The following is a 13,492-nucleotide window of genomic DNA, read 5'->3' on the forward strand; positions in this document are numbered from 1 at the left end:
TGAAGAAACCGAATCAAAATGTGGGAGGGATTTGCTCCCTTAATGCCAGGCAGTTAAGGCTTTTTGTAGGAGCGAGCAAGCTCGCTCCTACAGCCGGCACTTACGCTTAACTGACTGGCATTAGGCTTGCTCCCCCCCACATTTTTTTTCGCGCTCTTTCAGGGGGGATCACCACTCGGCAAAGCTGCCGTCGGCATGGCGCCAGATCGGATTGCGCCAGCGATGGCCGATGGCCGCGCGCTCGATCACATATTCCTCGTTGATCTCGATGCCCAGGCCTGGGCCGTTGGGGATCTTGACGAAGCCTTGGTCATAGTCGAACACGCCCGGATCGCGCACGTAGTCGAGCAAGTCATTGCTCTCGTTGTAGTGAATACCCAGGCTCTGCTCCTGGATAAACGCGTTGTAGCACACAGCATCCAGTTGCAGGCACGCCGCCAGGGCAATCGGGCCCAGCGGGCAGTGCAGGGCGAGGGCCACGTCGTAAGCTTCGGCCATGTTGGCGATCTTGCGGGTTTCGGTGATGCCTCCGGCGTGGGACGCATCCGGCTGGATGATGTCGACGTAGCCTTCGCTGAGCACGCGCTTGAAGTCCCACCGCGAGAACAGCCGCTCGCCGAGGGCAATCGGGGTGCTGGTCAGGGGCGCCAGTTCCTTGAGCGCTTCGTAGTTTTCACTGAGCACCGGCTCTTCGATAAACATCAGTTTGTACGGGTCCAGCTCCTTCATCAGCACCTTGGCCATGGGCTTGTGCACGCGACCATGGAAGTCGACGCCGATGCCGACGTTAGGGCCGACCGCATCCCGTACAGCGGCGACGTTGGCCAAGGCCAGGTCGACTTTTTCGAAGCTGTCGACGAACTGCAACTCCTCGGTGCCGTTCATCTTCACCGCCGTAAAGCCACGGGCCACGGCCTCTTTGGCGGCACGGGCGGTATCGGCCGGACGGTCGCCGCCGATCCACGAATACACGCGGATCTTGTCACGCACCTGGCCACCGAGCAGGTCACTGACAGACACGCCGAGGGCCTTGCCCTTGATGTCCCACAGCGCCTGGTCGATACCGGCGAGGGCACTCATGTGCACCGCGCCGCCACGGTAGAAACCGCCGCGATAGAGCACAGTCCAGATGTCTTCGATATTGCGTGGGTCTTTGCCGATCAGGTAGTCGGACAACTCTTCGACGGCAGCCGCCACGGTGTGGGCGCGCCCTTCGACCACAGGTTCACCCCAGCCGGTTACGCCCTGATCGGTTTCAACCTTGAGGAAGCACCAGCGCGGCGGGACGATGAAGGTGGTCAGTTTGGTGATTTTCATCTGTTATCTCTCTTATAGATGCAGCGCCCGTGGGCGCGGAACTTGAAGTCAGCTCAGGGTGTTCCAAGCGGCGACATACGCCTGGGCACGGCTCGCAACCTGATCCACCGTCATACCCGGCTTGAACAACCCGGAACCCAGCCCGAACCCCTTGGCGCCAGCATCGATGAACACCTGCATGTTGTCCGGGGTAATGCCGCCTACCGGCAGCAGCAACGTGCCCGTCGGCAATACCGCCAGCCACGCCTTGATTACCGACGGGCCGATTTGCTCGGCTGGAAACAGCTTCAAGACGTCGGCGCCTTCAGCCAGGGCGGCAAATGCTTCGGTCGGCGTGGCCACCCCGGGCGACAGGAAAAGGCCCGCCGCTTTCGCTGCGCGCAACACCTTAGGATCGCTGTGAGGCATGACGATTACCTGACCACCGGCGGCTTTGACCTGCTCGACCTGTTCCGGGGTCAACACCGTACCCGCGCCGATCAGGCAATCGGCGGGCAGGCCGTCGCGTAGCGTGCGGATGCTGGTGTACGGGTCCGGCGAGTTCAACGGGACTTCGATGACACGCAAGCCCGCCTCGTACAGCACCTGGCCGATCGCCAGGACTTCGTCCGGTCGTACACCACGCAGGATTGCGATCAAACCGTTGTGTGCCAGCGCTTGCTTGAGCATGTCAGGTCTCCAATGCAGGTTGAGTGAGCCCGGCAGCCACCGCCAATTGCCACAGACCACGCTCGGTGGCTTCCTGCGCCAGGCTCACGTGGTCGAAGCCGCACAGGGCGAGGGCGCGTTGGTAACGGGCGCAGAGGGCGGCAGCGCCGACCAGGATGATGGGCTTGTGTCTGGCGCCGGCCGGCAAGCCCGCGAGCTCATGACCAATGAGCAAGCCGGACAGGTAGTCAGGCTGCTGGTCGCCCGCCAACTCGCCCGTGAGCCCAAGCGTGCGCGCACTGAACAACGTCGACAGCACGCCGCGCCGACCGTCTTCCGAGAGCGCCACCTGCACGCCACGATCAAATGCTTCGGCCTGGAACTCTTCGGTTATTTTCTGGGTACGCCCGAGGAGGCTGTGTTTGCTCAACACCGCGAACAGCTCACCCGTCATGAAGGTATCGAAGTGGGTGATGCAACCCTCGGCCACCTCGACCCATTTGGAATGGCTGCCGGGCAGGCCGATCAACACATCGGCGCCAAGCCCTTGCAGCACGCCCAGCACTTGGGTTTCTTCGCCACGCATCACATTGGGCAGGCCGACCTGCTCGATCACACCGGGCACGAGATACACATCGGTTCCCCGCATGCTGCGTACGCGATGCAATGCCTTGCCGAGGCTGGCGACGTCAACGGGTGTATTGCGATAGGCCGCCTCGCTCCAGCCCTGGGCGCTACCGACCATGCCGCAAGCGATCACTGGCAGGTTGAGCTGGGCATCGAGCCAGTCACCGCACGCCGCATCGAACGCCAACTCGAAACCATCGCTGCAACGTACACCCGCGATATCCCTGGGCTCGGTGGGCAAATGCATGATGCCCCACGCCAGCGAACGCTGGTCCAGCACCACGCCTGCGGGGCCGAGTTTATAAGCACGAAGGGAGCTGGTTCCCCAATCGAGCGCGATCAATTGCGCCTGCATCGCTTCACCTGAAATGAGTGGGTGCCGAAAAAGCTGATGGGCGAATATAAACCTATGCTTGCGCATATCTCAATATATAAATATCAATCCCATATAATGAGATATAGCGAAGTAAATCTTGCCTCACCTTCGGTTTTTTACGGCGGAGGGAAGTAAGAGTTATCTGATGAGGAAGGCTAAAAAGCCGACAAATCCAGCTCGCGCATCGCACCCATCCAGATCGCGTAGTCGGTGTGATCCTTCAGGTCATCGCCGGTTTCGGGGTGCAGGAACACCACCAGCCCTTCGCGGTGCAGCGCCAACCACGGCAATACCACGCCGATATACTCCGGCTCGAACGCCAGTTGGCAGCTCCAGTCAGGGTGCGGGCCCACAGGCCGTTCGTGCACACGGCCCATGCTTAACGGGAACAGCTTGGCTGCGTCTTCGCATAAGGTGCGCGCCTGGTCGATCGTACTGGCGTCGAAATAGATATGGGCGTGATAGCCCTTGATACGTTGCATGGTGAAATCCGTGTCCATTGTGAACCGATCCTAGACCGCAATCGAAGGCAGGGCCAGCCCGGTCAGGGACTGCGCGCTGCTGGCCTGTTCCGCCAGCAACCAATCGACAAAGCGCTCGACCAACTGCCCCCGGCGCTTGCGCTGGGGCTGCACGACGTAATAACCGAAGCGCGAGATAACCGTGTCGCTGATCGGCCGGCAAAGCCAGTTCTGCTGCAACAGGTTATCCACCAGGTGGCGCCAGCCGATGGCCACCCCCTGGCCGGCAATCGCGGCCTGGATCAACAGTGTGTAGTTATCGAAACGCAACTGGCCGGGTGTCGGTGCAGCGGTGATGCCCAACTCGCGAAACACACCGCTCCAGTCGAACCACTGGCTGGTGTTCTCCTGGCGCAGGTGCAGCAGGGGAAAGTCCTGCAAATTTGCCAGGGTCAGCGACGTGGTCTGCTCCTTGAGCCACTGTGGGCTACATACCGGGAAGACCTCCTCGTTGAATAACCACAGGCTGTCGCCCTGCTTGAAACGACCGTCGCCGAACAGCACCGCCACGTCGATATCGCTGCGCAACGTGGCGTGGTTGCGCTCGCTGGTGACCAGGCTGACATCGACCTGCGGGTTGGCCTGGTGGAAGCGGTGCAAACGCGGCATCAGCCAGTAAGCGGCAAACGCGAAGTCGGTGGCCACTTGCAGCACTTCATGCTGACCCTGCCGGGTGATCGCGCTCAGGCCTTGGTTGATGGCCTGCAAGCCGCCCTGGGCGTGCTCGAACAGCAGGGCTCCCGCATCGGTCAGCTCAATGCCACGGTAGATGCGATCAAACAGGCGAATCGACAACTGTTCTTCGAGCCGCTTGATCTGCTGGCTGATAGCCGGCTGGGTGGTGCCTAACTCCATGGCGGCGGCGGTAAAGCTGCGATGGCGCGCCGCCGCCTCGAACACGCGCAACAGGTCGAGGGATAAATCACCGAGGGCTTCATACATAAGCTGTACTTATCCTAGACATTGTATTTCATGGGCTTTACCCAATTTTTCATGGGCCGCATGCTCATTCGCATAAACACTGCCTATGGAATGCCGAAGCCCCATGAAGCGCAAGAACATTCTTTTTATCATGGCCGATCAAATGGCCGCGCCAATGCTGCCGTTCTACGCACCGTCCCCAATCAAACTGCCGAACCTGAGTCGCCTCGCCGCACAGGGCGTAGTGTTCGACGCCGCCTACTGCAACAGCCCGCTGTGCGCACCGTCGCGTTTCACTCTGGTCAGCGGCCAATTGCCGAGCAAGATCGGCGCCTACGACAACGCTGCGGATTTCCCCGCCGATGTACCGACTTATGCCCACTACCTGCGCCGCCTCGGCTATCGCACCGCCCTGTCGGGCAAAATGCATTTCTGTGGCCCCGACCAACTACACGGCTACGAAGAGCGACTGACCAGCGACATCTACCCCGCCGATTACGGCTGGGCCGTGAACTGGGATGAGCCGCACGTGCGTCCCAGCTGGTACCACAACATGTCCTCGGTGCTGCAAGCCGGCCCATGTGTGCGCACCAACCAGCTGGACTTCGACGAAGAGGTCGTGTTCAAGGCTCAGCAATACCTGTTCGACCATATCCGTGAAGACGGCGATCAGCCGTTCTGCCTGACGGTGTCGATGACTCATCCGCACGACCCGTACACCATTCCCAAGCCGTTCTGGGAGCTGTACGACGACAGCGAAATCCCCTTGCCGACAACACCGCCCCAGGCCGATCTGGACCCGCACTCCCAGCGCCTGCTCAAAGTCTATGACCTGTGGGAAAAGCCGCTGCCTGTGGATAAGATCCGCGATGCACGCCGTGCTTATTTCGGTGCCTGCAGCTATATCGACAGCAACGTCGGCAAGCTCTTGCAAACTCTGGAAGACACCGGTCTGGCCGAGGATACGATCATCATCTTTTCCGGCGACCACGGCGACATGCTCGGCGAGCGCGGCCTCTGGTACAAAATGCACTGGTTTGAAATGGCCGCCCGCGTACCACTTCTGGTCTGTGCACCGGGGCAATTCGCTGCGGGCCGCGTGAGCCACGCCGTGTCCACCGCCGACCTGCTGCCGACCCTGGTGGAACTGGCCGGCGGCGAGCTGGACCCGCGTCTGCCGCTGGACGGCCGTTCACTGGTCCCGCACTTGCAAGGGCAGGGTGGGCACGACGAAGTGTTCGGCGAATACATGGCCGAAGGCACCATCAGCCCGCTGATGATGATTCGTCGTGGCGCCTACAAATTTATCTACAGCGAAGACGACCCTTGCCTGCTGTTCGATGTACACAACGACCCACGGGAGCAGGAAGACCTCAGCCAGTCGCCGCAACATCGGGCGCTGTTTGCAGCCTTCTTGAATGAGGCGCGGGCCAAATGGGACATCCCGGCGATCCACCAGCAGGTGCTCGCCAGCCAACGCCGCCGTCGCCTGGTATTTGAGGCGCTGACCCAGGGCAAGCTGAAGAGCTGGGATCACCAGCCACTGGTAGACGCCAGTCAGCAATACATGCGCAACCATATCGACCTCGACGACCTGGAGCGCAAGGCACGTTATCCACAACCCTGCCAAAACCAATAAATAACAGAGGGAAGGCCATGCAAAAGCTAACGGTAGTACTGGGGATCCTGGCGCTCGCCAGCGCCAATGTGTACGCAGACAGCAGTTGTGAAACGGTGAAAATGGCTGATCCAGGCTGGAGCGATATCGCCGCCACCAACGCCATCGCCGGTTTTCTGCTGACGGGCCTGGGCTACAAACACAAAGTAGACACGCTGGCGGTGCCGATCACCTTTGGCGGGCTCAGGGATGGCCAGGTGGATGTGTTTCTGGGCAACTGGATGCCGGCGCAGCAGGGCTTCTATGACAAGTTCGTGGCCAATGGCGACGTGGTGCAACTGGCGAAGAACCTCGACGGCACCGAGTTCACCCTCGCTGTGCCGGACTATGTGTGGGACGCTGGCGTGCATGACTTTGCCGACCTGAACAAGTTTGCCGATAAGTTCGACAAGAAGATCTACGGCATCAGTTCCGGCGCGCCGGCGAATATCTCGCTGCAGGAGATCATCAAGAAAAACGATTTTGATCTCGGCCAGTGGAAGCTGATCGAATCCAGCGAACAAGCGATGCTCGCGGAGGTTTCACGCTCGGTCAAGAAACAGAAATTCGTGACTTTCCTCGGCTGGACGCCACACCCGATGAATGTGCAATTGAAAATGCATTACCTCAAAGGCGGCGAGAAATATTTTGGTGACACCGGCAGCGTGTATACCTTGACCCGCAAGGGTTACGCGCAAGCCTGCCCGAATGTCGGGAAGCTGTTGGTCAACCTGAGTTTCACCCAGGAGATGGAGAACAGCATCATGGCCGACGTCACCAACAACAAGGTCAGCAATGCCGATGCGGCGAAGGCGTGGATCAAGGCGAACCCGGCGGTGTTGGATAAGTGGTTGGATGGCGTAAAGACAGTGGATGGCAAGGATGCTCTGGCCGCTGTAAAAGCCAAACTCTAAAGACACTCGCCAGCTGAATGTGGGAGGGGCGGTGCGCCGATTCGACTCGCTCCCTCCCACAGTCGCCGATGCGTACTGATACTCTGAGCCAAACCTTCTGACCGAGTCTGCGATGCTTCGGCCCAACCGCCACACACTTTTGCCTTTTCTCGCCTGGCTCCCGCGCCAAACCCGCGCCAGTGTCGGTCGAGATGCAGTCGTCGGCCTCAGCGGCGCAGTACTCGCGCTGCCACAATCCATTGCCTACGCGCTGATCGCCGGCCTCCCACCCGAATACGGCCTGTATGCGGCAATCATCCCGGTACTGATCGCCTGCCTCTGGGGCTGCTCCTGGCACCTGATCTGCGGCCCGACAGCGGCGATTTCCATCGTGTTGTACGCCAGCATCAGCCCTTTGGCCGTGCCGGGGTCGCAGGACTACATTACCTTGATCCTCCTGCTGACATTCCTGGCCGGCGTTTTCCAGTGGCTGCTGGGCATGCTGCGCTTCGGAGCGCTGGTGAATTTCGTCTCCCATTCGGTGGTGCTCGGCTTCACCCTGGGTGCCGCCGTGGTGATTGCCCTGGGCCAACTGCCCAATCTGCTGGGCCTGGATGTGCCGAGCCAGGCAACGGCCATCAATAGCCTGCTGGCGCTGATCGACCATAGCCGCGAGTGGGACCCAGCTTCACTCGTCCTCGGGCTGGGCACCTTGTTGGTGGGCGCGTTGCTCAAATACTGGGTGCCCCGCTGTCCAACGCTGTTGATCGCCCTGGCCCTCGGCAGCCTGGTCGCCTGGCTGTCGCCGGCGATGTTCGGGCAGGTGGCGCTGGTCAGCTCGTTTGTCGGCAAGCTGCCTCCATTCAGCCCGCTGCCAATGGACCTGGATATGCTTCTGCGCCTGCTGCCCAGTGCCGTGGCGGTGGGCATGCTGGGGCTGGTGACCAGCCTGTCGATTGCCCGCTCTCTATCGGCCCGTTCGCAGCAATTACTCGACGCCAACCAGGAAGTCCGCGCACAGGGCTTATCCAATATCGTCGGCGGATTTTTCTCGGGGTACTTGTCAGCCGGTTCCTTTACCCGCTCCGGGCTCAGCTATGAGGCCGGCGCCTGCTCGCCGTTGGCGGGGGTGTTTTCCGCACTGTGGGTGGCGCTGTTCGCGTTGTTTGGCGCCGCGTTGATTGCACACATCCCCATCCCGAGCATGGCAGCGAGCATTCTGCTGATTTGCTGGGGGTTGGTGGACCATCGCGGCATTCGCGCGTTGTTCCGGGTGAGCCGTGCCGAATTCATGGTGATGAGCCTGACCTGCGTCGCCACGCTGCTGCTGGAACTGCAAACGGCGATTTATGCCGGGGTGCTGGCGTCGCTGTTTTTCTACCTCAAGCGCACCTCGCAACCGCGTGTCCAGCAGTGGCGTGACGGCGAAGACGATGTGCTGCGGGTAGGCGGCTCGATCTTCTTCGGCGCCAGCCATTACCTGCAAGTGCGCCTGCAAAGCCTTGCGAGCGAACGAGTGGTGATTGAGGCGCAGCAGATCAACTTTATCGACTATTCCGGGGTGGAGATGCTGCACCAGGAGGCACGCAGGTTGCGCGGGTTGGGGCGCAGCTTGATCTTGCGCCGGGCCCGACCGCAGGTTGTGGACGAGTTGAAAAAGTTGGAAGGGGCGGATAAGTGCCCCATCCACTTCGAAGACTGAACATAGCCAATAATGTGGAAGGAGGCTCGCCCCCCACCACACTTGGAACGCAGTCAGCTGAGTTGGCGACGCAGTTCGGCGAGCACCGGTGCCGAATCCGGGCGCACCCCGCGCCACAGGAAAAACGCTTCCGCCGCCTGCTCGACCAGCATGCCCAGACCATCCATCGCTACAGCTGCGCCTTGCTCAGTGGCCCAGCGACAGAACGCGGTCGGCTCCTTGGCATACATCATGTCGTAGCAAAAGGTCTTGCCCGATTCGATCAGGCTTCCGGCAATCGGGGGTACATCGCCTGAAAGGCTCGCGGACGTGGCATTGATGATCAGGTCCACCGGCTCACGCAGCCAGTCGAAACCGCTGGCGGATACCGGGCCAAGGTCGTCGAACAGCTCGGCGAGCAGTTCAGCCTTTTCCACGGTGCGGTTGGCGATGATCAGCGAGGCCGGCTGTTCCGCCAGCAAAGGTTCCAATGCACCGCGGACTGCGCCACCAGCGCCCAGTAGCAGGATGCGTTTGCCCTTCAGGTTCAACCCGGCGTTTACCGTCAGGTCGCGCACCAGGCCGGCGCCGTCGGTGTTATCGCCCAGCAAGGTGCCGTCGGCCAGCTTGCTCAGGGTGTTCACCGCGCCGGCGCGCTGGGCGCGCTCGGTCAAGGAGTTGGCCAAACGGTAGGCCTCTTCCTTGAACGGCACGGTGACATTGGCACCACGCCCCTGCACAAAGAACTCACGGGCGCAGCCGCTGAAATCCTCCAGCGGCGCGAGCAAGGTGCTGTAATCCAGCGTCTCGCCGGTCTGCTCGGCAAACATACGGTGGATCAACGGTGACTTACTGTGGCCGATGGGGTTACCGAATACGACGTAGCGATCCATCAGACCGCCGCCTTGGGTGCGAGCACACCCAGCCAGTCGCGGTCCTGCAGGAAGTAATCGGTGAGGCGCGCTTCTTCGCTGCCGGCTTCGGCCTTCCAGTCGTAGCTCCAGCGCACTTGCGGCGGAAGCGACATCAGGATCGACTCGGTACGCCCACCCGACTGCAGGCCGAACAAGGTGCCACGGTCGTAGACGAGGTTGAATTCAACGTAACGGCCTCGGCGGAATTCCTGGAACGCGCGCTGTTGCTCGGTATAGGGCGTGGCCTTGCGGCGCTGCACGATCGGCAGGTAGGCGTCGATGTAGGCATCGCCGATGGCGCGGATAAAAGCGAAGCAGGTGTCGAAGTCCCATTCGTTCAAGTCGTCGAAGAACAGGCCGCCGATACCGCGCGGCTCGTTGCGGTGCTTGATATGGAAATAGGTGTCGCACCAGGCTTTGTAGCGCGAGTACACATCCGGACCGAACGGCGCACAGGCCTGCTCGGCCACGCGGTGCCAGTGGATGCAGTCTTCTTCGTTGCCGTAGTAGGGCGTGAGGTCGAAGCCGCCACCGAACCACCATACCGGCTCTTCGCCTTCTTTTTCGGCGATGAAAAAGCGCACATTGGCATGGGACGTCGGCACGTGGGGGTTGTGCGGATGGATGACCAGCGACACGCCTAACGCCTCAAAGCCGCGTCCGGCCAGCTCAGGACGATGGGCACTGGCGGAAGGTGGGAGGCCGCTGCCAAACACGTGGGAAAAGTTAACGCCGCCTTTTTCAATGATCGAACCATCTGCAATCACGCGGGTGCGACCGCCGCCGCCGGCAGGCCGGGTCCAGGCGTCTTCGATAAAGCGAGTGTCCGTCTCGAAGGTTTCCAGGGCGCTGCAAATACGGTCTTGCAGGTCGAGCAGGTAGGCTTTAACAGCCTCAGTGCGAGTAGTCATGGCATCACCTTGAATCGGGCAAAGCTACGCGAGGCCATCGGGCGTCGGCGGCAAATGGGCGCACAGGATAACACCGCACCCATGTGCATCGCAGTTGACGAAGATCAAGCTTAGGAGTCCGATAGCGGGCTACGCGATTCAATCTTAAGGAGAAGTGCAGATGGCCAAACGTATCCAGTTCAGCGCCCATGGCGGTCCCGAAGTGCTTGAATATGTGGACTACACGCCCGCAGAGCCGGGCCCGCAACAGGTTCGCGTACGTAATGAGGCCATCGGCCTGAACTTCATTGACACTTATTTCCGCAGCGGTCTGTATGCGCCGCCGGCATTGCCATCGGGATTGGGCGCCGAAGGTGCCGGGGTTGTCGATGCGGTAGGCAGTGAAGTCTCTCAATTCAAGGTCGGCGACCGTGTGGCTTATGGCAGCGGCCCGCTGGGCGCCTACAGCCAACTGCATGTGTTGCCCACCGCCAACCTGGTGCACCTGCCGGACGACATCAGCTTTGAACAAGCCGCGGGCGCCATGCTCAAGGGCTTGACCGTGCAGTACCTGCTGCGCCAGACCTATGAACTGAAAGGCGGCGAAACCATTTTGTTCCACGCCGCTGCAGGAGGCGTGGGCTCCCTGGCCTGCCAATGGGCCAAAGCCCTGGGCGTGAAGCTGATCGGCACCGTGAGTTCACCGGAAAAAGCCGCCCTGGCCAAATCCCTTGGCGCCTGGGAAACCATCGACTACAGCAAGGAAAACGTCGCACAACGCGTGCTGGAGTTGACCGACGGCAAGAAAGTACCGGTGGTGTACGACGGCGTCGGTAAGGATACCTGGCTGACCTCGCTGGACAGCGTGGCGCCACGCGGGTTGGTGGTGAGCTTCGGTAACGCGTCGGGCGCAATAGAGGGGGTGAACCTGGGGATTCTGGCGGCCAAGGGTTCGCTGTATGTGACCCGTCCAACACTGGCGACCTATGCCAACAACCCGGAAAACCTGCAAACAATGGCCGATGATCTGTTCTCGATGATCAAGAGCGGCAAGGTGCGCATTGATATCAACCAGCGGTATCCACTGGCTGAAGCGGCGAAGGCACAGACAGCGTTGTCGGGACGGCGGACCACCGGGTCGACCATTCTGTTGCCATAACATTTAAGACACTTGGCGGTTTGAAGGGCCTCATTGCAAGCAAGCCCGCTTCCCTGTCTGACCGCGCGCCTCCAGTTGGAGATCGATCGACCGGGGGAGGGGCTTGCTCGCGAAAGCCACACCCCAGTATCAGGAAGGCCGCACGACCTCACCCGTCGCCAAATCGCGAATCAGGCTCGGGTTCTTGCGCCCACCCAGGGCTCCCCCCAACACCAGGTCCACCTGGCCACGGAAATATTGCTCCACACGAAGCCGCGTGCGCGCCGCCGGGCGGCCCTGAGGGTTGGCTGACGTCGAAATCAGCGGCCCTACCAGCGAGCACAAGTCCCGCACCAACGGATGGTCACTGACCCGCACGGCCACCGTGTCATGCACACCGGTCACCCACTCAGGCAGCAGGCCCTGATGGGGTACCAGCCAGGTATTCGGCCCCGGCCAGGTGCTGGCCATACGCTCGATCCAGGTATCCGGGAAATCTTCAAACAGAAAATCGAACTGGTGAATATTGTCCGCCACCAGGATCAACCCCTTATCCACAGAGCGGTTCTTGATCGCCAACAGCCGGTCCACCGCTTCTTCGTTCCACGGGTCGCAGCCCAGGCCCCAAACCGCCTCGGTCGGATAGGCAATCACCGCGCCTGCGCGAATTTCTCGTGCGGCTTCCAACACACGCCACCTGTTGACCATTGCTCATTCTCCGGACTAAAGCTCTGCGCAGTTTACCGATCTTCTTTACAAAACCTAGGGGCGCGCGAGCCAGCGGCCACTCTCGCAGATCACTTGGCCTTCGAGCTCCAGCTCCGTCAGCGTCGCCAGCACCTGGGATAATGGCCGGCCGCTGGCAACCGCCAGGCCTTCGCTGGTGTGAGGCGCGGCATGCAGTAACGCCACCAGTGGGTGAGTGACCGGTATGGGGGCAGGGCGTGACAGGGCCTGCCACCCGCGCAAACCTTCCAGAATGTGCTCAATGGTTTCGACCAACACAGCACCATCGCGGATCAGCTGATGACAGCCCTTGGCACCAGGATGATGAATGGAGCCAGGGATCGCATACACCTCTCGCCCTTGCTCGGCCGCCAGCCGTGCGGTAATGAGCGAACCGCTGGCCATGCTGGCTTCGACCACCAGCACACCCAGCGACAAGCCACTGATGATCCGGTTGCGCCGGGGAAAATTGCCCGCTTGAGGGGCCGCATCCAGCGGAAACTCGGAAACTACGGCGCTGCCTTGCTCTATCATCGCCGCGGCGAGCCTGCGATGCCGCTGTGGATAAAAATTTTCCAGCCCCGTGCCCAGCACGCCGATTGTCTGGCCGCCTACCTCCAATGCCGCTTGGTGCGCCGCGCCGTCTATGCCCAATGCCAAGCCGCTCGTGATAACGAAGCCAGCACTCGCCAGGCTGCGAGAAAACGCAGCGGCCGTGTCCATGCCGGGGCGGGAGGCGCGACGGCTCCCGACCACTGCCAGTTGGGGTTTTTCCAGGATCGCAGGGTTGCCGGCGACGAATAATAACGGGGGAGCATCGTCAATCTGAGCGAGTAGCGCGGGGTATTCAGGTTGGTCCCACATCAGCAAATGCTGGGCCGGGCCGGCTAACCAGGCCAAGGCGGCACTCGCACCATCACGAACTTCAGGACTGCGCCGAGCCTCGGCACTGACGGCTGGCAACCCGAGGGACCGCCAGGCGCTGGCAGGTGCACTGATGGCCTTTGAAGCGCAACCAAACGCTTCGATCAACACGCGAAAACGCTTGGGGCCCAGTTCCGGCAGCCTGTGCAAGCGTAGTCGCGCTTCCAGTTCGGCAGGGGAAATTTCATCACTGTTTATCGGATACATCTTGATCATCCTTGATCGGAACAAGCTGTGGATAACTCTGTTGGTAACTTAT

The 13,492-nt window shown here is 61.0% G+C and carries 13 protein-coding genes; 4 read left to right on the forward strand and 9 right to left on the reverse strand.

The annotated features are described in order from the left end of the window. Nucleotides 1–168: 168 nt before the first annotated feature. The 5 genes from dgoD to EXW71_RS12935 form a co-directional block, all read right to left on the reverse strand. Nucleotides 169–1,317: a galactonate dehydratase gene (dgoD, locus tag EXW71_RS12915; RefSeq protein WP_003170741.1), complete on the reverse strand. Its 1,149-nt coding sequence runs from the start codon at nt 1,315–1,317 to the stop codon at nt 169–171. Between the two features lie 48 nt (nt 1,318–1,365). After that, nucleotides 1,366–1,986 carry a 2-dehydro-3-deoxy-6-phosphogalactonate aldolase gene (locus tag EXW71_RS12920; RefSeq protein ID WP_123716689.1) on the reverse strand — a complete coding sequence of 207 codons (621 nt, stop codon included), beginning with the start codon at nt 1,984–1,986 and terminating at the stop codon, nt 1,366–1,368. A 1-nt stretch (nt 1,987) separates the two neighbouring features. Next, the gene (locus EXW71_RS12925) at nt 1,988–2,947 is read right to left on the reverse strand and encodes a 2-dehydro-3-deoxygalactonokinase (RefSeq protein ID WP_134661096.1); all 960 of its coding nucleotides are present in this window, start codon (nt 2,945–2,947) and stop codon (nt 1,988–1,990) included. Nucleotides 2,948–3,123: 176 nt separating this feature from the next. Then, entirely contained in the window at nt 3,124–3,450 is a 327-nt protein-coding gene (locus EXW71_RS12930) for a DOPA 4,5-dioxygenase family protein (protein WP_134661097.1), read from the reverse strand. Between the two features lie 30 nt (nt 3,451–3,480). After that, nucleotides 3,481–4,431: a LysR family transcriptional regulator gene (locus tag EXW71_RS12935; protein ID WP_134661098.1), complete on the reverse strand. Its 951-nt coding sequence runs from the start codon at nt 4,429–4,431 to the stop codon at nt 3,481–3,483. Between the two features lie 103 nt (nt 4,432–4,534). Here EXW71_RS12935 and betC point away from each other — a divergent pair, with 103 nt between their 5' ends. The 3 genes from betC (at nt 4,535) to EXW71_RS12950 (ending at nt 8,662) form a co-directional block, all read left to right on the forward strand. Further along, nucleotides 4,535–6,049, forward strand: a complete 1,515-nt coding sequence (betC, locus tag EXW71_RS12940) for a choline-sulfatase (protein WP_134661099.1) — start codon at nt 4,535–4,537, stop codon at nt 6,047–6,049. 17 nt (nt 6,050–6,066) lie between these two features. Next, nucleotides 6,067–6,981 carry a choline ABC transporter substrate-binding protein gene (choX, locus tag EXW71_RS12945; protein ID WP_134661100.1) on the forward strand — a complete coding sequence of 305 codons (915 nt, stop codon included), beginning with the start codon at nt 6,067–6,069 and terminating at the stop codon, nt 6,979–6,981. 112 nt (nt 6,982–7,093) lie between these two features. Continuing rightward, nucleotides 7,094–8,662, forward strand: a complete 1,569-nt coding sequence (locus tag EXW71_RS12950; protein ID WP_134661101.1) for a SulP family inorganic anion transporter — start codon at nt 7,094–7,096, stop codon at nt 8,660–8,662. Nucleotides 8,663–8,715: 53 nt separating this feature from the next. Here EXW71_RS12950 and aroE read toward each other — a convergent pair whose 3' ends face one another. Then, entirely contained in the window at nt 8,716–9,534 is an 819-nt protein-coding gene (gene aroE / locus EXW71_RS12955) for a shikimate dehydrogenase (RefSeq protein ID WP_134661102.1), read from the reverse strand. Continuing rightward, complete coding sequence (gene hemF, locus EXW71_RS12960) at nt 9,534–10,466, reverse strand: oxygen-dependent coproporphyrinogen oxidase (RefSeq protein WP_123716682.1); 933 nt, start codon at nt 10,464–10,466, stop codon at nt 9,534–9,536. Before hemF ends, aroE begins: the two co-directional genes overlap by 1 nt. 160 nt (nt 10,467–10,626) lie before the next feature. Here hemF and EXW71_RS12965 point away from each other — a divergent pair, with 160 nt between their 5' ends. Continuing rightward, nucleotides 10,627–11,604 carry a quinone oxidoreductase gene (locus tag EXW71_RS12965; protein WP_134661103.1) on the forward strand — a complete coding sequence of 326 codons (978 nt, stop codon included), beginning with the start codon at nt 10,627–10,629 and terminating at the stop codon, nt 11,602–11,604. A 129-nt stretch (nt 11,605–11,733) separates the two neighbouring features. Here the strand turns inward: EXW71_RS12965 and EXW71_RS12970 are convergent, their stop codons facing one another. Next, nucleotides 11,734–12,291 (reverse strand): L-threonylcarbamoyladenylate synthase, encoded by a 558-nt coding sequence (locus EXW71_RS12970; protein ID WP_134661104.1) that lies wholly within the window; start codon nt 12,289–12,291, stop codon nt 11,734–11,736. A 54-nt stretch (nt 12,292–12,345) separates the two neighbouring features. After that, the gene (gene dprA, locus EXW71_RS12975) at nt 12,346–13,440 is read right to left on the reverse strand and encodes a DNA-processing protein DprA (RefSeq protein ID WP_134661105.1); all 1,095 of its coding nucleotides are present in this window, start codon (nt 13,438–13,440) and stop codon (nt 12,346–12,348) included. Between the last annotated feature and the right edge of the window lie 52 nt (nt 13,441–13,492).

Source organism: Pseudomonas sp. BCA17 (genome assembly GCF_004519405.1).
In the GTDB taxonomy this organism is placed as follows: domain Bacteria; phylum Pseudomonadota; class Gammaproteobacteria; order Pseudomonadales; family Pseudomonadaceae; genus Aquipseudomonas.